The organism is Bradyrhizobium sp. SUTN9-2, from assembly GCF_003122645.1.
GTDB lineage: Bacteria > Pseudomonadota > Alphaproteobacteria > Rhizobiales > Xanthobacteraceae > Bradyrhizobium > Bradyrhizobium yuanmingense.
The window spans coordinates 5,130,096-5,149,766 of the sequence record NZ_LAXE01000001.1 but is presented as its reverse complement, the minus strand read 5'-3'; the positions used below and the strand labels follow the sequence as shown (position 1 = coordinate 5,149,766).

18 protein-coding genes and 3 pseudogenes are annotated in these 19,671 nt (G+C 65.4%); 6 read left to right on the top strand and 15 right to left on the bottom strand.

What is annotated here, in order from left to right:
* Positions 1 to 3: 3 nt before the first annotated feature.
* The gene (radA, locus tag XF30_RS23930) at positions 4 to 1,449 is read right to left on the bottom strand and encodes a DNA repair protein RadA (RefSeq protein ID WP_109144017.1); all 1,446 of its coding nucleotides are present in this window, start codon (positions 1,447 to 1,449) and stop codon (positions 4 to 6) included.
* A 226-nt stretch (positions 1,450 to 1,675) separates the two neighbouring features.
* Here radA and XF30_RS23925 point away from each other — a divergent pair, with 226 nt between their 5' ends.
* Both XF30_RS23925 and XF30_RS23920 read left to right on the top strand, forming a co-directional pair.
* Positions 1,676 to 2,788, top strand: coding sequence for an ABC transporter substrate-binding protein (locus XF30_RS23925; RefSeq protein WP_036000788.1), 1,113 nt, complete (start codon positions 1,676 to 1,678; stop codon positions 2,786 to 2,788).
* A 17-nt stretch (positions 2,789 to 2,805) separates the two neighbouring features.
* Entirely contained in the window at positions 2,806 to 4,857 is a 2,052-nt protein-coding gene (locus XF30_RS23920) for a putative bifunctional diguanylate cyclase/phosphodiesterase (protein ID WP_502696138.1), read from the top strand.
* A gap of 12 nt (positions 4,858 to 4,869) precedes the next feature.
* Here XF30_RS23920 and XF30_RS23915 read toward each other — a convergent pair whose 3' ends face one another.
* From XF30_RS23915 to XF30_RS37860, 10 genes and pseudogenes are all read right to left on the bottom strand, one after another.
* Entirely contained in the window at positions 4,870 to 5,595 is a 726-nt protein-coding gene (locus tag XF30_RS23915) for a sulfite exporter TauE/SafE family protein (RefSeq protein ID WP_109144015.1), read from the bottom strand.
* A gap of 57 nt (positions 5,596 to 5,652) precedes the next feature.
* Positions 5,653 to 6,570: a ribokinase gene (locus XF30_RS23910; protein WP_109144014.1), complete on the bottom strand. Its 918-nt coding sequence runs from the start codon at positions 6,568 to 6,570 to the stop codon at positions 5,653 to 5,655.
* A 12-nt stretch (positions 6,571 to 6,582) separates the two neighbouring features.
* Positions 6,583 to 7,029, bottom strand: coding sequence for a ribose 5-phosphate isomerase B (gene rpiB, locus XF30_RS23905; RefSeq protein WP_036000775.1), 447 nt, complete (start codon positions 7,027 to 7,029; stop codon positions 6,583 to 6,585).
* A gap of 72 nt (positions 7,030 to 7,101) precedes the next feature.
* Positions 7,102 to 7,896 carry a transporter substrate-binding domain-containing protein gene (locus XF30_RS23900; protein ID WP_036000770.1) on the bottom strand — a complete coding sequence of 265 codons (795 nt, stop codon included), beginning with the start codon at positions 7,894 to 7,896 and terminating at the stop codon, positions 7,102 to 7,104.
* Between the two features lie 21 nt (positions 7,897 to 7,917).
* Positions 7,918 to 8,676, bottom strand: a complete 759-nt coding sequence (locus XF30_RS23895; protein WP_036000768.1) for an amino acid ABC transporter ATP-binding protein — start codon at positions 8,674 to 8,676, stop codon at positions 7,918 to 7,920.
* 1 nt (position 8,677) lies between these two features.
* Positions 8,678 to 9,346: an amino acid ABC transporter permease gene (locus XF30_RS23890; protein WP_036000865.1), complete on the bottom strand. Its 669-nt coding sequence runs from the start codon at positions 9,344 to 9,346 to the stop codon at positions 8,678 to 8,680.
* 49 nt (positions 9,347 to 9,395) lie between these two features.
* A pseudogene (locus XF30_RS23885) lies at positions 9,396 to 9,746 on the bottom strand (ABC transporter permease subunit); the annotation flags it as partial.
* Positions 9,747 to 9,756: 10 nt separating this feature from the next.
* Positions 9,757 to 10,662, bottom strand: a pseudogene (locus tag XF30_RS23880) (NAD(P)-dependent oxidoreductase); the annotation flags it as partial.
* Positions 10,663 to 10,710: 48 nt separating this feature from the next.
* Positions 10,711 to 11,451, bottom strand: coding sequence for a FadR/GntR family transcriptional regulator (locus XF30_RS23875; protein WP_036000760.1), 741 nt, complete (start codon positions 11,449 to 11,451; stop codon positions 10,711 to 10,713).
* A 167-nt stretch (positions 11,452 to 11,618) separates the two neighbouring features.
* Entirely contained in the window at positions 11,619 to 11,819 is a 201-nt protein-coding gene (locus XF30_RS37860; RefSeq protein WP_141697612.1) for a hypothetical protein, read from the bottom strand.
* Between the two features lie 138 nt (positions 11,820 to 11,957).
* On the opposite strand from XF30_RS37860, the gene XF30_RS23865 reads away from it, so the two are divergent.
* Complete coding sequence (locus XF30_RS23865) at positions 11,958 to 12,734, top strand: potassium channel family protein (protein ID WP_036000861.1); 777 nt, start codon at positions 11,958 to 11,960, stop codon at positions 12,732 to 12,734.
* A gap of 175 nt (positions 12,735 to 12,909) precedes the next feature.
* On the opposite strand, the gene XF30_RS23860 is transcribed toward XF30_RS23865, so the two are convergent.
* Entirely contained in the window at positions 12,910 to 13,680 is a 771-nt protein-coding gene (locus XF30_RS23860; RefSeq protein ID WP_109144012.1) for an exodeoxyribonuclease III, read from the bottom strand.
* 39 nt (positions 13,681 to 13,719) lie between these two features.
* Here XF30_RS23860 and XF30_RS23855 point away from each other — a divergent pair, with 39 nt between their 5' ends.
* Entirely contained in the window at positions 13,720 to 13,935 is a 216-nt protein-coding gene (locus XF30_RS23855) for a hypothetical protein (RefSeq protein WP_036034055.1), read from the top strand.
* An 11-nt stretch (positions 13,936 to 13,946) separates the two neighbouring features.
* Here the strand turns inward: XF30_RS23855 and alr are convergent, their stop codons facing one another.
* Complete coding sequence (gene alr / locus XF30_RS23850) at positions 13,947 to 15,224, bottom strand: alanine racemase (protein ID WP_192893438.1); 1,278 nt, start codon at positions 15,222 to 15,224, stop codon at positions 13,947 to 13,949.
* A gap of 54 nt (positions 15,225 to 15,278) precedes the next feature.
* Positions 15,279 to 16,784, bottom strand: a complete 1,506-nt coding sequence (locus tag XF30_RS23845; RefSeq protein WP_036000744.1) for a replicative DNA helicase — start codon at positions 16,782 to 16,784, stop codon at positions 15,279 to 15,281.
* Positions 16,785 to 17,229: 445 nt separating this feature from the next.
* Here XF30_RS23845 and XF30_RS23840 point away from each other — a divergent pair, with 445 nt between their 5' ends.
* The gene (locus XF30_RS23840; protein ID WP_225112255.1) at positions 17,230 to 17,541 is read left to right on the top strand and encodes a hypothetical protein; all 312 of its coding nucleotides are present in this window, start codon (positions 17,230 to 17,232) and stop codon (positions 17,539 to 17,541) included.
* A gap of 9 nt (positions 17,542 to 17,550) precedes the next feature.
* Here the strand turns inward: XF30_RS23840 and XF30_RS23835 are convergent, their stop codons facing one another.
* The gene (locus XF30_RS23835) at positions 17,551 to 18,801 is read right to left on the bottom strand and encodes a cyclopropane fatty acid synthase (protein ID WP_036022698.1); all 1,251 of its coding nucleotides are present in this window, start codon (positions 18,799 to 18,801) and stop codon (positions 17,551 to 17,553) included.
* A 275-nt stretch (positions 18,802 to 19,076) separates the two neighbouring features.
* On the opposite strand from XF30_RS23835, the pseudogene XF30_RS23830 reads away from it, so the two are divergent.
* Positions 19,077 to 19,671: pseudogene (locus XF30_RS23830) on the top strand (hypothetical protein); the annotation flags it as partial.

The following is a 19,671-nucleotide window of genomic DNA, read 5'->3' as shown; positions in this document are numbered from 1 at the left end:
CACCTAACCCTCTCCGCGGCGGAATCTGGCCGGTGTGGCATTTTTCTCTGGCTGTGCACCGGATTCGCCCCGGCGGGAGCCCCGCGCTGCGATCTCGGCCACCAATGTCGTCAGGCTGTTCACCGCGTTCAGGGACAGTCCGGCATCGCCGCCCGCATCGCCCCGTGCCGATTCGGGCAGCACGGCGCGCTGGAAGCCGAGCTTTGCCGCTTCCTTGAGCCGGGCCGGGGTCTGCGCCACCGGGCGCACCACGCCCGACAGCGAGATTTCGCCGAAATAGACGGCATCGGTGGGTAACTGCGCATTAACCAGCGACGACACCAGGGCCGCGGCGGCGGCGAGGTCGGCCGCGGGCTCGTGGATGCGAAGGCCGCCGGCAACGTTCAGATAGACGTCGTGGCCGGACAGCTTGACCCCGCAATGGGCCTCCAGCACCGCCAGCACCATTGAGAGCCGGCTCGGATCCCAGCCGACTACGGCCCGGCGCGGGGTGCCGAGCGAGGTCGGGGCCACCAGTGCCTGCAATTCGACCAGCACGGGCCTCGTGCCCTCGATGCCGGCAAAGACCGCGGTGCCGGGCGTGCCGAGGTCGCGCTCGGACAGGAACAGCTCGGAGGGGTTGGTGACCTCGCGCAGGCCGAGGCCCGTCATCTCGAACACGCCGATCTCGTCGGTCGGCCCGAAGCGGTTCTTCACCGCGCGCAGGATGCGGAATTGCTGCGAGCCTTCGCCCTCGAACGACATCACCGCATCGACCATGTGCTCGACCACGCGGGGGCCGGCGATCTGGCCGTCCTTGGTGACGTGGCCGACCAGGATGATGGCGGCCCCGGTCTTTTTGGCGAAGCGGATCAGCGCCTGCGCCGAGGCGCGCACCTGCGTCACCGTGCCAGGCGCCGATTCCACCGTGTCGGTCCACATGGTCTGGATCGAGTCGATCACGATCAGCCGGGGCACCGCGCCCTCCGACAGCGTCGAGACGATGTCCTCGACCGAGGTCTCGGCCGCGAGCTGCACCGGCGCGTCCGACAGCCCGAGCCGCTCGGCGCGCAGGCGCACCTGGGCGACCGCCTCTTCGCCGGAGATGTAGACGACGCGGTGGCCAGCGCGCGCGAGCAGGCTGGTCGCTTGCGTCAGCAGCGTCGACTTGCCGATACCCGGATCGCCGCCGACCAGCAGCACCGAGCCGCGCACGAAGCCGCCGCCGGTGACGCGGTCGAGCTCGGTCATCCCCGAGGACAGGCGCGGCGCATCCGGGCTCCTGCCGGCGAGACTCTCCAGCGCGAAGGTCCTTCCCTTGCGCTTGGAGCGGATCGACACCGGCACGCTGCCGCTGGTGTCTTCTTCCGCGAGCGTATTCCACTCGCCGCAGGACTCGCACTTGCCCTGCCAGCGGTTATAGGCCGCGCCGCAGTTCTGGCAGACGAAGGACAGTGTGGATTTGGCCATGGGGAGCGCGAGTCGCGGGTTTCAGATGTGCTGATAGCACGGATTGGCAGGCCGATCGCCGGCGCTTCGAATATCTCAATTCGGCACGGGAGATATACCTTTCGTTAGCCCTGCGCCGCTGTGCCCGGTGCGATTTTGCCAATTCTTAGCGGACGTGGGTCCAATCTCGGAACCAATGGGGGCGGCGAAATTGACGAGATTCCTGCGAATATTGCTCGCGGCGGGCATGGCCTGCGGCGTCTTCGGGTCCGTTGGCGGTAGCATCGCCAAGCCCCTCAACATCGTCTTCGTCAATCCCGGCAAGTCCGGCGAGGTCTATTGGGACATGGTCGCGCAGACCATGCAGGCCGCCGGCCGCAAGCTCGATGCCCATGTCGAGGTGCTGACCAGCGAGCGGAACCACCGCACCATGCAGGAGCTCGGCTTCGGCGTGGTGGCCCGTCCCGACAAGCCCGACTTCCTCATCCTGTCGAACGAGGAATCCGCCGCCGTTCCCATCCTGGAGGCGGCCGAAGCCGCGGGCGTCAAGACGCTGCTGCTTTCGAACACGCTGATCGGCGAGGACGCGGTGCGCCTTGGACCGCCCAGGCAAAAGCTCAAGACCTGGCTCGGCGACATCACGACCGATCTTCAGACCGCGGGCGCGCGGATGGCCAATGCGCTGATCACGGCGGCGCGTGCCGAGAAATGGCAGAGCGCGGACGGCAAGATCCACATTCTCGGCATCGGTGGCGACGAGACCACGCCCGCCTCGATCGCCCGCAACGCCGGCCTCACGCTCGCGGTGGATGCTGCGTCCGACGTCGTGGTGGACCGCATGCTGTTCGCCAACTGGACGAAGTCCGAGGCCGAGCGGGTCACGGCAAATTACCTGAGCTGGGCCGCGCGCAAGCAGATCCGGCCCGCCGGGATCTGGGCCGGAAACGATCCGATGGCGCTCGGCGCGCTGCGCGCGACGATCGCCGCCGGCCTCGTGCCCGGCGAGAACATCCAGGTGGTCGGCCTCAACTGGTCGGAGGATGCGCTGCGCGAGATCAAGGCGGGCCGCATGCTCCTGACCGATGGCGGGCATTTCCTGCTCGGCGGCTGGTCCGTCATTCTCCTGCGCGATTATGCCGATGGCTGCGATTTTGCAGCCGTCTCGCCCCGCGTCGAGGTCAAGACGTCAGCGATCACGCGCGACAATCTCGCTTCGGTCGGCGACCTCATCAAGACCCGTGCGTTCGACCGGATCGACTTCGCGCGGTTCCGGGCGAAGGCCGGGCGCTGCGGTCAATATGACTTTTCCCTCGATGCGCTCATCTCGTCGCTGCCGGTCGCCGAAGGCGTTGCCGACTGATGCGCAAGGATGAGGCGATGACCGAGCCGGATCGCAACGAGCAGGCAGCGCCGCCGCGCTTGCGCTCGGTCGTCCACGCGATGATCTGGGCCACCGTGCCCGTTCTGCTGCTGGTGCAATTGCTCGCCTCCGCCGGCGTCGAGGCATCGAGCTTCTGGTCGCAGCTCAGGCAACTCGACGCCCGCATGGCCCGCGTCGCCGAGAGCCGGGCCGAGCTGATCGCCGAGCCGCTCTGGAAGATGCGCTACGACCAGGTCACGGGCGTGCTCAACGAGATCATGCACGACGAGACCATTGCGGCGGCGGCCGTCTATGACGATACCGGCGCTGCGATCGCCCGCGTGGTCGCACGCCCCCAAGGCCAGTCGGTCGCCGAAGTCTCGCACCCGATCCACTACAGCAACGGCAACATGGCCGTTCAGGCCGGCCGCATCGCCATCGCCTATTCGCGTGTGACCCTGTACGCGGATGCGGGCAGCCGCCTGATGCTGCTGCTCGTCGTCGGGCTGCTGGCAACGTTCGCGACCCTGATCGCCATGCGCATCTCCGCCAACATCTTCATCGGCCGGCCGCTCGCGGCCATGATGTCGGCGATCCAGCGCAGCAAGCAGGACGGCCGGGCCTATCCGGCCGATGTCACGTCCTCGAACGAATTCGGGCAGCTCGCGCGCGCTTTCAACGCCATGCAGCACACGACGTCGGGCGCGCTGGACCGGCTCGGGCACATGGCGACGCACGATCCGCTCACCGGGCTGCCGAACCGGCGCTCCCTGACCGAGCGCCTCGCCGTGACGAGCCAGAATGGAGGCGCGCCGGATACGCTGGTCGCGTTCTGCTTCATCGATCTCGACGACTTCAAGGGCATCAACGACACCTTCGGTCACGAGGCCGGCGATGCGTTCCTGGTCCAGATTTCGCAGCGCCTTCGTCGCGCGGTCGAAGCCGAGGACTGGGTCGCCCGGCTCGGCGGCGACGAGTTCGTCGTCATTCGCCCCGAGGTGAGCGACGAGCAGGCCGCGCACGCATTCGCTCAACGCGTGCTCGATGCCATTTCCGAGCCGATCCGCCTCCATGACAAGCAGGTGGTGCCGCGCGCCAGCATCGGCCTTGCCGTGCGCCACGCCGACGATCCGGAACTGTCGCATCTGCCGACGCTCGCCGACATCGCGCTCTATCACGCCAAGAGCAAGGCGCCCGGCACGGTCGCCGTGCTGGACGAAGCGCTTCAGCGCGACTATCGCCGCCGCAGGGATCTCGAGCTCGCAATTCCCACCGGCTTCGCCGAGGGCCAGTTCGAGGTCTGGTACCAGAGCCAGGTCGATCTCGATAGCCATGAGGTCGTAGGTCTGGAAGCGCTGATCCGCTGGCGCCATCCCGAGCACGGCGTGATCGGCCCCGGCGAATTCCTGCCGCTGATCGAGCGCAGCGGGAACAATGCGCGGCTGACCCGCTACGTGCTGACCGATGCCTGCCGGGCCTTGCAGCAATTGGCCGCTGCGGGCAGGCCGCAGCTGCGGATCGCGATCAATCTGCCGCCGTCCGAGCTTGCCGACCACTCGCTCGCCGCCGAGCTGCGCGCGACCTGTGCGCGCTTCGGTGTCGCGGCATCGATGCTCGAGCTCGAGATCACGGAAGGGTCGCTGATCAACAACATCGCCAGCGCCTCCGAAACGCTGCATCGCCTGCGGCGCCTGGGAGCCACGATCGCGCTCGACGATTTCGGCACGGGCTACTCTTCGCTCGCCCATCTGCGCCGGTTTCCGCTCGACAAGGTGAAGATCGACAAGGCGTTCATCAGCGAGATCCCCGACAGCGCCGAGGACAAGGCCATTGTCGGCGTCATCGCATCGCTTGGCGCCACGCTGGGACTGACATTGGTCGCCGAAGGCATCGAGCGCGCCGAGCAGGCCGAGGCCATGCGCGAGATGGGCGTGCGGCTCGGGCAGGGGTTCCTCTATCAGCGGCCGCAGCCACTCGAGGCCGTGCTGCAATGGCTCGACGGGCAGCCGGCCGTGGCGAGCCGCGTCGTCTCTGACGGCCCATCGATCACCCCCGAATTCGCCGTCTGAGTAGCGGCTGGGTCACGGCTGCGTTGCGGTCCAGAGCATCGAGAGCCCCGCCGCGATCATGATCGCGTCCATCAGCAGGCGGAAGGTTTCCGGCCTCAGATGCAGCACGAAGCGTTTGGCGATGAAGGCGCCCGACATCAGTGAGGCGCCCGCGATCAGACCCTTGATGAAGACCTCGCCGGTGAGCGCGCCGAAACGCTCGAAGGTCACCGACTTCGCGAAATAGAGCCCGAGCGAGGAGGCCGCTTCGGTGGCGAGGAATGCGCCCTTGGACAGGCCGTAGAACAGGAACAACGGCACGCTGAGCGGCCCGGTCGAGACCACGATGCCGGTGAGATAGCCGATCAGCGCGCCGCCGATGGCGAGATGCCAGAGATTGGCCTTGAGCTCGTGCCGCGCCAGAAAGTGCCGCACCGGCACCATCGCGATCAGGAAGAGGCCGATGGTGAGATCGACGGCATGCGAGGGCAGTGCCAGCAGCGTCCGCGCGCCGAGCGCCGCCGCCGGGATGCCCGTGACCGAATAGGCCGCGCAGGCCCGCCAATCGACCTCGCGCCACCAGGCCAGGATCCGCGAAAAATTCGCCATGACGGAGGCCACCGCCATGATCGGCACGGCCTCCTTCGGCCCATAGGCATAGACCAGCACCGGCATCAGCATGATCGACGAGCCGGTGCCGACGATGCCGGAGATGGTGCCGGCGACGAGGCCGACGGCGAGGACGAAGAGAAAGGCCAAAACAGCCTCCAGGAATCGGGAGAGTTTAGCCGCGGGCAGCGATGCGGGCGATCAGTCCTACGCGAGGGAGCCCATCGCGCTGCGCATGGGCATGCCGGTCTGGGCGCCGGCCTTGAGGCATTTCAAAGCCGCCGCTTCGCAACTCACTTCGAGCGCGCGTTGCAGCGACACGCCTTCGCTGATCATCGCCGCAAAGGCGCCGACGAAGGTGTCGCCGGCACCGGTCGTGTCCACCGGCGTGATGCGCTGGGCGGGCGCCCGCAGGCGGGTGCCTTCCGCCGTCACGGCGAGCGCGCCTTGTGCGCCGGCGGTGACAATGCAGGTGAGGTTGCCGGACTTCGCGAGTCCGGCGCTTGCGGCTTCGTAGTCGGCGGACGCCAGACCGATGGCGGTGGCGGCGTCGCGCGCCTCGTGCTCGTTGACGAGGAGATAGTCGGTGACGGCGAGAAGCTCCGTGACCATCTCACGCGTCATCTGCTCCGGAACGGGTGCAAGGTTCCAGATGACGGTGCCGGAGGCCGCGGCGGTTCTTCGGGCAGCTTCCAGCGCGTGCGCAAAGGGCACCTCCATCTGAAGCACTAGCACGGTGTCCAAATTGAACAGCTCCCTCGCAAGATCGCCGGCACGCGCCGTCATGTTGGCGCCGCTCGCCACCGTGATTGCGTTCTCGCCGGCCTGATCGACGGTGATGAAAGCGCAGCCGGTCGGCTCGTCGGCTCTGATGACGTGATCGGCGTCGACGCCGTTGGCTCTGAGGTTCTCGATCGCGCTGTCGCCAAATCCGTCCCGGCCGACGCGGCCAGCCATGCTCACGCGTCGAGGCCCGGCGATCCGCGCGGCGGCAACGGCCTGATTGGCACCCTTGCCGCCGAAATGCGTCCGGTAGGACGGCGCCAGCACCGTTCGGCCGGGACCTGGAATCACCGGAACCTGCGCGACCAGATCGATGTTGAGCGATCCGAACACCAGGATCATGGCGGAGAGCCCTCAGCCTTTCTCGTCCATGACGCGCAGCTTCTCGACGCGGCGGCGGAAATCCTCGTCGGTGGAGAATTCGGCGGACAGGTACGACGACACGAGATCGACAGCGAGCCAGGCGCCGACGATCTGCGCGCCGATGCACATGACGTTGACGTCGTCATGCTCGACGCTCTGATGCGCGGAGTGGACGTCGTGGCAGACCGCGGCGCGGATGCCCTTCATCTTGTTGGCGGCGATCGAGGCGCCAACGCCGGTGCCGCACACCATGATGCCGCGCGCGGCTTCGCCCGACGTCACCTTCGCCGCCACGGCGCGGGCGATGTCGGGGAAATCCACCGGCTTGTCGTCATAGGAGCCGACGTCGATGACCTCGTGGCCGAGCTTGCGGATGTGGTCGATGACGGTCTGTTTGAGCGGCCAGCCGGCGTGGTCGGATCCGATGACGAGACGCATTCTTTGTCCTTCTTGATCTTTGCATTGATCGTGACAGCCGCGCGCGGCTGTCACGATATCTTTCCCCGTAGTTCAGCTGCGCATGTCCGCCGGCAGATCGACGCCGTGGAATTTCTTGTAGATGGCGTTGAGCTTGCCGTTCTTGACGTTGTCGGTGATCCAGGCGTTGAGCTTGTCCATCAGCGGCTGCTCACCCTTCTTCAGGCCGATCGCGAGGTCGAAGGTCGCCAGCGGAATCCGGGACTCGAACACGCGCGAGGGATTCTTCACGCCGATCTGGTTGATGATTGTCGCGGACGAGCCGACGCAGTCGACCTGGCCCGACACCGCCGCCGTCACCATGGTGGCATCGTCGTCATAGCGCGCGATCTTGAGGTCCTTGTCCTTCATGTTGGACAAGGTTGTGTCCTGCGTGGTGCCGCGCGAGACGCCGATCGACTTGTCCTTCAGGTCCGGCCAGTCCTTCACGGTCGACGATTTCAGGCAGCCGACGTCGGATTGCAGCGTCGCATAGCGCTTGGTGAAGTCGATCACCTTGGCACGCTCGGCCGTCACCGACAGGGTCGAGATGATGATGTCGGCCTTGCCGGTCAGGACGTTCGGGATGCGGGTCGCACCGGTGGTCTGGATGAATTCCAGCTCGAGGCCCCAATCCTTGGCGAGCATCTGCGCCACTTCGACATCGGAGCCCGTCGGCTTCATGGTGGAATCCATCATGCCCGAGGGCGGGATGGCGAGGTCGGTCGATATGCGGATCTTCTTCGCCTTCATGATGTCGTCGAGCAGATCGGCCGACGCGGGCGTTGCCGCCATCATGATGAGGCCGCACAACGCGGCGGCAGTCCCCAGCACCATTCTGTTGGTCATCCCTTGGTTCTCCTCTCCCTGTTATGATTTTAGGTTCCCCGTCCCCACGAATTGCGTGAGTTCGGGCGTGGTCGGCGACGTCAGGATCGAGGCAGGTCCGGTCTCGTGGACCTTGCCGCGATGCATGAACACGATCCGGTCGGCGATGCCCTTGGCGAAGCCCATTTCGTGGGTAACCATCACCATGGTCATGCCGTCAGCCGCGAGCTGTTCGATCACCTTCAGCACTTCGCCGGTGAGTTCGGGATCGAGCGCGGAGGTGACCTCGTCGAACAGCATCACCTTCGGCTGCATGGCGAGCGAGCGGGCGATTGCGGCGCGCTGCTGCTGGCCGCCCGAGAGCTGCTCGGGATAGGCGTGCAGCTTTTCATCCAGCCCGACCTGCGCCAGAACTTTTCGTGCGAGATCCTTGGCCTGCGACGTCGCCATGCCCTTCACCGCGCAGGGCGCGAGCGTGATGTTCTGCTCGATGGTGAGGTGCGGAAACAGATTGTAGCTCTGGAACACGATGCCGACGTCCTGGCGTAGCGCACGCAAGTTCACGTCGGGACGGTCGACGCGATGCCCGCAGACCACGATCTGGCCGCCGTCGACCTTCTCGAAGCGGTCGATGCAGCGCAGCGCCGTGCTCTTGCCGGAGCCGGAGCGGCCGATCAGGGCGAGCACCTCGCCACGTGCAACGGCAAAGGAGACGCCGTCGAGCACGCGGAGCGCGCCAAAGCTCTTCTGCACGTTGTGGAGCGACACGATCGGTTCGGAGGAGGGGGCGTTTTGCTGCATGTCAGGTTGGCGCGAGGTTGGACCTGCCACGACCCATCTGCCGTTCCAGCCTCTGGCTGAACAGCGACAGGGGATAGCACATGGCGAAGTAGGTGACGGCGATGATGGCGTAAATGGCGAACGGTTCGAACAGCGAGTTGTTGACGATCTGGCCCGAGCGCATCAGCTCGACGAAGCCGACCACGGACGCGAGCGAGGTGTTCTTGATGATCTGCACCATGAAGCCGACGGTCGGCGGCGTCGCGATGCGGATCGCCTGCGGCAGGATCACCTTGACCATGCGCTGGGTGCGGCTCAGCGCCAGGCCTTCGGCGGCTTCCCATTGCGGCTTCGGCACAGACTGGATGCAGCCGCGCCAGATCTCGCCGAGATAGGCCGCGACGTAGAGCGTCAGCGAGGCACCGGCCGCGACCAGCGGCGAGACCTTCAGGCCGATCGCGGCAAGACCGAAATAGCCGAGGAACAGGATGACGAGCAGCGGCGTGCCCTGGATCAACTGGACATAGATCGCACTGGCGAGCCGCACCGATTTCAGCGGCGAGATGCGCGCCAGCGCGATCACGAAGCCGACGATGCCGCCGCCGATCAGCGCGATCAGCGACAGACCAATGGTCCACAGCGCGCCCTGGCCGAGGAACATCAGGTGATTGATGTTGAGATGTCCGCCCATGGTCATCTCACAACGGCGTGCCGAGCCGGCGCCGGCGCGGAAACAGGAGCGGGATCGCCTCGAAGCCGGCCCGCATGATCTCAGCGGTATAGGCGCCGACATTGATGGTCAGCGCCGCCACCGCCACCGTGAAGGCGGAGTATTTCAGGCCGAGGCTGGCGAGGCCGAAATAGACCAGGAAGATCTGCACCAGCAGCGGGGTGTTGCGGATGGTCTCGACATAGACTTTGCAGGCGCCTGCAATCAGCGAATTGTGCGTGCCGCGTCCGACCGCCGCGAGCGTGCCGAGCAAAGCGCCTAGCACGGTCGCGAAGAATGCCAACTCAAGCGTGAGGACGGCGCCGGCCAGAAAGCTCGGCCAACGCTCCAGCACTGCGGGAAAGTCGAGTTGGAGGCTCATCGTTCCAGGGTCAGCCGGTGGTCTGGTTGGTCATGCGGTCATAGACGCGGAACAGCGCCTGGTTGCCGTTGCTGCCTTCGCCATGGGCGCGCGCGTCGACATATTGGCTGGTGACGAGCGCGGTGCCGGGCAGGGGCACGTTCAGGGCCTGTGCGTGCTCCTGCACGAGGCGAAGGTCTTTGAGCTGCAGATCGATCCGGAAGCCCGCGGAGACGTCGCCGGCGATCATCGCGGGGCCGAGCTTGTCCAGCATCCAGGAAGCGGCGGAGCCGCCGAGCAGCACCCGGCGCAGCAGGTTGAGATCGAGGCCCGAAGCGCGGCCGAGCGCGAGCGCCTCGCAGATCGCCTGGATGTTGATGCCGCAGATCAGCTGATTGCAGAGCTTGACGGTCTGGCCGGCGCCGGATGCGCCGACATGGGTGATGGTCGTGCCCATCGCGCGGAAGAACGGCTCGGCCTTGGCGAACGTGTCCGCATCGCCGCCGGCCATGATCGAGAGCGCGGCGTTCCTGGCGCCCACCGGCCCGCCGGAGACCGGCGCGTCGATGAAGCCGACGCCTGTCTTCTGCAGGTCCGAATGGATGCGGCGAACGGCGACCGGCGAGATCGTGCTCATGTCGACGATCAGCTTGCCCGGCGGCGGGAAATTCAGCAGGCCCTGCTCGCCGTAGATCGTCGCCTCGACGTGGGGCGTGTCGGGCAGCATGGTGATGACGATATCGGTGCCTTGCGCGGCATCGGCAGGGCTTTTGGCACGCGTCGCGCCTTCCTTGACGCTGTCGGCCAGCGCGGCTTCGTTCAGATCGAAGACGCGGACCGCGTGGCCCGCCGCCTGCAGGTTGCGCACCATCTCCCGCCCCATCGTGCCGATGCCGATGAAGCCGACCTTGCCCTTGTCGTTCCGTCCCATGTCGTCAGTCCGTTTCTTGTTTAATTGGCGTCTTGATTGAAGGGCTGTGCGCGATCAGCCCGAGGCACTGGTCTTGTCGATGTCGCCGACGACGGCGCGTCTGCGGTATTCGTCGCCGATGGCGAAATGCTTGCGCAGCGTCGCATCCGCGCGCTCGGGATCGCGCGCAATGAGGGCTTCGAAGATGCGGCGGTGATCGTCGACAAGGTAGGTCTTCATCGACGGGAAGGCCTGCACCAGTTCGCGGCGGCTGCGATGCGAATGTGTCAACAGGCCCGCCATGGAGGCGTGCAGCACGCTCAGCGTCTCCGAATGTGAGGCGACGACGATCGCGCGGTGGAAGTCGAAATCGGCCATGCCGCCGGCATCGGCTTCGTCGATGGTCTCGCCGATCTTCGTCAGCGCGCGCTGCAGCCGTTCGAAATCGGCGATGTTGGCGCGCTCGCAGGCGAGCCGGATCGCCTGGCATTCGATCGCGACGCGCGCCTGCATGACGTCCTCGAGCATGTCGGCCTGCTGGGCGAGGGCGAAAGTGAAGAAGTCGTTCAGCACCGAGACATCTGGCCGCGTCACGACGGTGCCGATGCGGTCGCGGATCTCGACGATCCCGAGGACGGTGAGGGCGCGCAGAGCCTCGCGGACGATTGGCCGGCTGACGCCGAGCAGGGTGGCGAGCTCGCGCTCCGAAATCAGGCGGTCGCCCGGCCTGAGCGAGCCGGTAAGCAGGCGCTCGCGCAGGAAGGCAAACACCTTCTCGAACCCCTTTTCGCCGTCGGCGGCTCGCTTGAACTCCATCCCCATCTCTTGGTCTGATCGTGGTCAGACCAGTATGCTTACCAGGCCGCGGAGGTCAAGAGGCTTCCCTCCGAGGGATCAGCGGGGCGAACTCGATCGCGGGGCACCGCAATGAGGAGGTTTCATGGCGCCGCCGCCGGCTCGGTTTGCATCTTTCGTCTGACGGCTCAGCCTTGAACGTTCCGACCGGCTCTCCTCGCGTGCTCCTGATGTTCGACGGACGCAAGGAGCTCCAGTTGGCTCGCCAGAGCGAGATAGGCGTTGGAAACGCTCAGAAGCACATTGGCGAGGCGCTTCGCCGATGTGGCATCATTCGCGCGCGCTCGATATTGCTCCGCAAGCTTGCGACAATCGTCGGGTTTGAGCATTCAGCCCCCAAAGAGAGCTGAACACCGCGTCGCGGTCCGGGTTCCTAATCGCGAGGCCCACTCTAGCTATACAAACGTCGTCGGTTGCGGCACTCGCTCCGAGTTGCCATCATCCGTGCAAACCGCGATCATGGTGCAGTGACCCTCACGTCTCTCAAAAGCAACGTCCGACTCCTTTACGAGGGCGCAACGCCGGACGGCGTGCGCTTCCGTTATGCGCTGCTCATCTTCGATATCGTGACGGTGCTGTTCATTATTGCGACCTCGTTCCTGCCGCCCAGTGACATCGTCGAGACGCTCGACGTCCTGTTCGGCGTTATTCTGCTGGCCGACTTCTCCGCCCGGCTCCTGGTCGATCGGCATCCGTTTCAAAAATTCACCCAGCTCGCGACCTGGGCAGACATGGTTGCGATCGTATCCTTCCTGGCGCCGCTTGCCGGCGAGGCGGGCGGTTTTCTCCGGATCCTGCGAACGCTGGGGCTGCTTCGCGACTACCAGATGCTCGTGAGGCTGCGCATCGATTCCCCGTTCTTTCGTCGCAACGAAGAGGTCATCTTCGCCGTCACGAACCTCGCCGTTTTCATCTTCGTCATGACCGGGATCGTGTACGAGACCCAGAAGTTTCGCAACGACGAGATCCGGAACTATGCCGATGCCCTGTATTTCACCGTCACGGCGCTGACGACGACCGGCTTCGGCGACATCACGCTGGCAGGTACGTTCGGTCGTCTGATCACCGTCGTGATCATGATTTTCGGCGTGACGCTGTTCTTCAATCTCGCCCGCGCGCTCCTCAGTCCCCACAAGGTGCGGTTTCCATGCCCGACGTGCGGGCTCCAGAGGCACGATGCCGACGCGGTGCATTGCAAGGCTTGCGGCACCGTCCTCAACATTCCCGATGAAGGGGCGATCTGAAGAGCCCTCGGCGCCACGTGGACGCCTTCGATGGTGACATCATGCCAGTGTTTTGCCCGACGGATCAACTTTGATTTCGGTTTACCCGTAAGTCATTGAGCGGACTGGGGCCAGCTACTGTGCATGGGGTTGTTTTCAGGTTTTATCGGGCGGCCCGCTGCTGACAGCGTTTGGGTCACCGCAACACCACCCACGCCGGCGCGTGATCGCTGGCGCCGTCCTCGCCGCGGATCTTCTTGTCGACGCCGGCTTTGGCGAGGCGCGGGGCGAGGGCAGGGCTGAGCAGGAGATGGTCGAGCCGCAGGCCCGCATCGCGTGGCCAGCGGTTCCGCTTGTAGTCCCAGAACGTGTAGATGCGCTCGTCCGGATGCAGCTCGCGGATCGCGTCGCACCAGCCTTGCTCGACCAGCGCGGCAAAGGCTGCGCGGCTCTTCGGCTGGATCAGCGCATCCTTGTCCCATGAGCGCGTCGGATAGATGTCGATCTCGGTGGGCGCAACATTGTAGTCGCCGGCGAGCACCACCGGCAGGTCCTGCTTGATGAAGGTGTTGGCGTGGCGCCGCAGCCGCGCGAACCAGTCGAGCTTGTAGTCGAATTTCGGTCCCGGCTGCGGATTGCCGTTGGGCAGATAAATGCTAGTGACGATGACGCCACGCACGGCGGCCTCGATGTAGCGCGCTTCGAGATCGGCAGGCTTTCCCGGCAAACGGTCGCGCGTCAGCACGGGCTCGGCATTGCGGGCGAGGATGGCGACGCCGTTCCAGGTCTTTTGTCCACGCCACACCGCGCCATAGCCGGTCCTTTCGATGGCGGCCGCCGGAAATTCGCCATCACTTGCCTTCAACTCCTGAAGCGCGACGACATCGGGCTTCGCCATTCGCAGCCATGCCAACAGATTGGGCAGGCGGCGGTTGATGTTGTTGATGTTGAATGTCGCGATCTTCATCTAGAGCTACCGGCTCTGCCTTTCGTCCCCGGAGATACAATGTCCAAGTTGAGCTTTGCCGCTACCGCCTTCATCGTCGCGTTCTCCGGGGCCACGGCACAGTCAGCCGAAACGCGCGGCGCGTGCAAGGCTGACTACGACAAATTCTGCGCCGGCATCGCGCCGGGTGGCGGCATCGTCGCCTGTCTCAACGCCAAGCGCGACCAGCTCAGCGCCACCTGCAAGACGGCGCTGGACAGCAGAAAGAAGAAGTAGGTACGGGTGGTTTAACTCGGCAGCGGCGGCAACGCCGACGGCTGTTCGATTGACTGTGGGGAAGGCGGCTCCCCGGCGTTCGAGACGGGCTCCGGCTTCGTCAGCGGCTCCTCGACATTGCCACCCTTGTAGACGCGGGCATAGCGGCGGCCGAGGCTGGTCAGCACCTCATAGCCGATCGTGCCGAAATGGTGCGCGAGCTCGTCGACGGTGATGCCTTCGCCGAGCAGCGTCACCATGTGGCCGCGCCGCACCGCGTTCGGCGGCAGATCGGTGATGTCGATCGCGATCAGGTCCATGGAGATGCGGCCCGCGACAGGGCAGCGCTTGCCCGCCACGATGACATCGGCGCCGCGGGTGCCGTCATTGGAGCTGGCGGCGCGGAAATAGCCGTCGGCATAGCCGACCGCGATGATCGCCAGTTTCGTCGGCCGCCGCGCGGTCCAGGTGCCGCCATAGCCGACGGTCTCGCCGCGATCGATGGTGCGGATCTGCACGATGCGCGCCTTGAGGTCGACCACCTGCTGCATGGGATTGTCGGCCTCCGGCGTCGGGTTGACGCCGTAGAGCGCAGCTCCGGGGCGCACCAGGTCGAACTGGAAGGGCGCGCCGAGGAAGATGCCGGAGGAGTTGGCGAGCGCCGCCGGCACGCCTGTGAACTCACTGGCGATGCTGCGGAAGGTCGCGAGCTGTCTGGCATTGATCGGGCTGTTGAGCTGCTCGGCCGAGACCAGATGGCTCATCACCAGCGTGATGCCGTGATCGCCGGCGTTGATGCGGGGGATGATGGCCTGCGCCTCCGACAGCGTCAGCCCGAGCCGGTTCATGCCGGTGTCGATGTGAACAGCGGCGCCCCCGTTCCAGCCGGTGCGGCGGCAGAACACGTCCCATTCGGCGAGCTCGTTGAGATCGCCGATCACCGGACGGCAATTGATCTTGGCGTAGTGCTCGCCGGTGTTCTGGAAATAGCCGCCGAGCACGTAGATCGTGGGCTCCGGAACGGCGGCGCGCACCTTGCGCGCTTCCTCGATGGTGGCGACGAAGAAGGTCTTGCAACCGGCCTTGCTCAGGGCGCGCGACACCTGCTCGGCGCCGCAGCCATAGGCGTCGGCCTTGATCACCGCCGAACATTCGGCCGGCACCGCGGTCTTCTCGAGCTTGCGCCAATTGGCGATGATCGCATCGAGATCGACGGTCAGCACGCCGCCGAAGGCGGCGAGCGCGGCAGCCTGGTTGGCCTCCGGGGAGAGGGGGCCGGATTGCGGGATTGATTTCGGGGCGGACGCCATTGTCATGGCGTCGTTTTACGCAAGAGACCGGCCCCGTTCAACCCGGGGAACAATCTAGTAGTCGCTGCGGTCCGGCAGCTGGCCGTCATGCGCGAGGTCGCCGAAGCGCGTGACCGAGGCATCGAAGTGCAGCTCGACGGTGCCGGTCGGACCGTGGCGCTGCTTGCCGATGATGACTTCGGCGCGCCCCACGGTACGTTCCATGTCGGCCTGCCATTTGGCATGCTCTTCGGTGCCGGGGCGCGGCTCCTTCATGGCGAGGTAATATTCCTCGCGGAACACGAACAGCACGACGTCGGCGTCCTGCTCGATCGAGCCGGATTCGCGCAAGTCCGACAGCTGCGGCCGCTTGTCGTCGCGCGATTCCACCTGACGCGAGAGCTGCGACAGCGCGATCACGGGAACGTTGAGCTCCTTGGCCAGCGCCTTCAGGCTGGTCGTGATCTCCGTGATTTCCTGCACGCGACTGTCGCTGGCGCGCTTGCCCGAGCCCGAGAGCAGCTGGATGTAGTCGATCACCAGGAGATCGAGGCCCTTCTGGCGCTTGAGTCGGCGCGCGCGCGCCATCAGCTGCGCGATGGAGAGGCCGCCGGTGGCGTCGACGTAGAACGGCAGCGACTGCAGCTCGATCGAGACCTGCCGGATCTTCTCGAAATCGGCTTCCGTGATGCCGCCGCGGCGGATGTGGGAGGAGGGAATGCCGGTGCGCTCGGCCACGATACGCGTGGCGAGCTGGTCGGCCGACATTTCGCAGGAGAAGAAGCCGATCACGCCGCCATTGGCGGCCTTCATGGTGCCGTCGGCCTGAAGCTCCGGCACGTAGGCCTGCGCGACGTTGTAGGCGATGTTGGTCGCCAGCGACGTCTTGCCCATGCCGGGGCGTCCCGCGACGATGATGAGGTCGGAATGCTGCAGACCGCCCATCTTGGTGTCGAGGTCGCGCAGGCCCGTCGAAATGCCCGACAGCTTGCCGTCGCGCTGGAATGCCTTGGCCGCGAGATCGACCGCGACGGTGAGGGCCTGCGAGAATTTCTGGAAGCCGCCGTCGTAGCGGCCGGACTCGGCGAGCTCGTACAGCTTTCGCTCGGCATCCTCGATCTGCGCCCGCGGTTGGAAGTCGACCGGCGCGTCATAGGCCACGTTGACCATGTCCTCGCCAATGCCGATCAGGTCGCGCCGCAGCGACAGGTCGTAGATGGTGCGGCCATAGTCCTGGGCGTTGATGATGGTGGTGGCTTCGGCCGCAAGCCGCGCCAGGTATTGTCCGATGGTCATGCCGCCGACATCGGTATCGGCCGGCAGGAACGTCTTCAGCGTGACCGGGGTGGCGATCTTGCCCATCCGGATCAGGCTGCCCGCGGTCTCGAAGATGGTCTGGTGCAGCGGCTCGAAGAAGTGCTTCGCCTCCAGGAAGTCGGAGACGCGGTAGAAGGCGTCGTTGTTGACCAGGATTGCGCCCAGAAGGCTCTGTTCCGCCTCGATATTGTGCGGTGCGCTCCGATAGGCGGGAGTTCCGGCATCGGGCGCGAGTTTGAGAACGTTCGAATCAGTCAGTGCCATGGTCGGACGTGCTTAGCAATTTTCTTGGGCGGATGCGGGGCCGGGATAAAGCGCCGCCGCAGGTCAAAGCGGAAGCAAAAGCTGACCGCTATCAACCGCTCAGTTAAAATGGTGGATGATTAGCAGTCGCAGCACGCGCCGCGCTTGACTGGATTTTGGCGGAGCTCGCTCGGCGCAGAGGGCTGTGATCGCGCCGCGGAAAAATCCTGAAACCCGTGAACCCTGGGGGCTGACGCGCAGACCTACCGAGAGGCGCGCAAAATGACGCACGCTGACCGATTCGGCTCGGCTTCAGACCAGCAGGAGGTAGACCAGCGCAACCAGAGCCGCCCCAACGCCGGTGACGATCAGGGCGTAATCGGTGCGGAGGTCGTCCTGCACGTCGAATGAGGTTTGGGTCTCTTTGCTCATGGCGACGGTCTAAGCCAGGCCCGACCAGACTTCTGTGAACCAGATCACATCTCCCCGGATTCTTTCGGGTGTCATGTCGGAACAGGCGGATGGGCAGGGGATTATCTCATTCCCCGCCAACAGGGATACGAGGCGAGCGATGCAGCCAGAACGGCAGCACCAGAACTGGCGAAGCGAGGCAGGCAGCCGGCTTTGGCTGTCGGGGCTGATCGCGGCTATGAAGCACGCGGAGCGGCCCGAGGTACGTCGCCAGCCGGTCGCCCCCGAAATCCTGCTGGAATTGCGGGCGCAATTGGCGTTAACGGCGTCTTTCCGGACGTCCGGGATTTCGACCCTGCGTCACTAGGATCCGGACCTATTCACCAGCCAGCTTGAGCTTCGGCATGGCCGCGCCCTCCCGGGCCCGCAGCCGGGCTTCTTCCTGCGGGATATAGTCGCGGGTCATCGGCACCACGCCCTGGCGACGGGTGATCTGGATCTGGAAGTTCATCATGGCTTGCTTGCGGAACGTCATCTCGCAGGCCGCGAGGTAAAATTCCCACATCAAGGCGAAGCGCTCGTCGTAGAGCTGCACGGCTTCCTCGCGCCGCGCCATGAACCGCTCGCGCCAGGCCTTCAGCGTCTCGGCGTAGTGCAGGCGCAGAATCTCGATGTCGCAGACCAGCAGGCCCGCGCGCTCGATCGCCGGCAGCACCTCCGAGAGCGCGGGAATGTAGCCGCCGGGGAAGATGTATTTGGCGATCCACGGATTGGTCGAATCCGGGCCCTGCGAACGGCCGATCGAATGCAGCAGCATGACGCCGTCTTCCTTCAGCAGCTCGGCGCAGCGCTGGAAGTAGGCGTCGTAGAACCTCGCCCCGACATGCTCGAACATGCCGACGGAGACGATGCGGTCGAACGTACCTTCGACGTCGCGATAATCCTGGAGCTGGAATCTGGCCGAGCCCGTCAGGCCCTTTTCGGCGGCGCGCGCATTGGCGACCTCCAGCTGCTCGGTCGACAGCGTGATGCCGGTGACGTCGGCGCTCGCGATCTCGGCGAGATAGAGCCCGAGGCCACCCCAGCCGGAGCCGATGTCGAGCACGCGCTGGCCATTGCTGACGAGAAGCTTCGCCGCGATGTGCCGCTTCTTGGCAAGCTGCGCGTCGTCCAGCGACATCTCGGGCGTCTCGAAATAGGCGCAGCTATATTGCTTGTCGGCATCGAGAAACAGCGAATAGAGCCGGCCGTCGAGATCGTAATGATGAGCGACGTTTTGACGGGAGCGCGGGCGGGGATTGAACTGCTTGAGGTGCCGCGTCAGGTAGCGCAGGTGCCACCACGGCTTTGCCCACTGCGGCAATGGGTCGGGTTGATCGAGCAGGATCGCGAGGGCATCAGCTATGGTGCCGCGCTCGACCACGAACTCGCCGTTCATGTAGGCCTCGCCCAGCCCCAGCTCGGGATTGACGAGGACCCTCCGCTCGGAGTCCGCAGTGACGAAGCGGACTGCGACCGGCTCGCCGGAGCCGTCGCCGACGGTGAACTTCGACCCGCTCGCGCTGGTCACCGTCAACGACCCGCGGCGGATGAATTGGGACAGAAATCGACGCAACAAACGGTCCATCGGCAATCCTCTCGAGCGAACCCGAAAGATGCGACTACCCGGCCTTTATAACTGACGCCCAGGCGCCGCAGCGGTTCCTATGCGTTTGCATTCAAATCTAGCGAGCCGGTTCCGGCTGCGCTAGTTGCACTGTGTTCAAAGTAGATATTCGAAAACCGCTTAATCACATCCTTGCGCGCGGACCTGCTTCCATTCGCGGCTCAATCGGTTAAAAGGTGACCGCCGCCGCGCCGGATGCCGGCTGCATTTGCGGAAATTCAACGGAGATGATGGGAATGTCGAGCCGAGCGCTCAGCCTCGCGACGGTGTTGCTTCTGATTGGCTTCGGTGCGGCTAATTCCGTTCTTGCGCAGGCGACGAACCTCGAGGCTGGCAAGACCCCGTCGCAGCTGTTCTCGCAGACCTGCAATGTCTGCCACAAGAGCCCGCGCGGGCTGCTGAAGTCCGTGTCGCCCGGCTCGCTGCCGGGATTCCTGCGCCAGCACTACACGACGAGTTCGGATATGGCGGGCGTCCTCTCCGCCTATCTGATCTCGAACGGTGCCACCGACACGCGCTATCAGGCCAAGGACGCCAAGAAGGACGGCGCCGCGCCTGAACAACAGGGTCGACGCCAGCGCGCGCAGGATGCCGCGAGGCCGGAGGGCGAGGGTGCTGCTCCTGCCGCCGAGGGTACGCGCCAGAAGCGTGCGGCGCGGCCGGCCGAGGAGGGTGCCAAGCCGGAGGGAGAGGCTGCGCCCGAGGCACGCAAAGGCAAGCGGCGCGCCAAGCCCGGCACGGAGGAAGCCCCGAGGTCGATGCCGCGGCGCCGACGACCGACGACAAGAAGACCGAGCCGAAGCCGGAGCCCGTCAAGCCTGACAGCGCCAA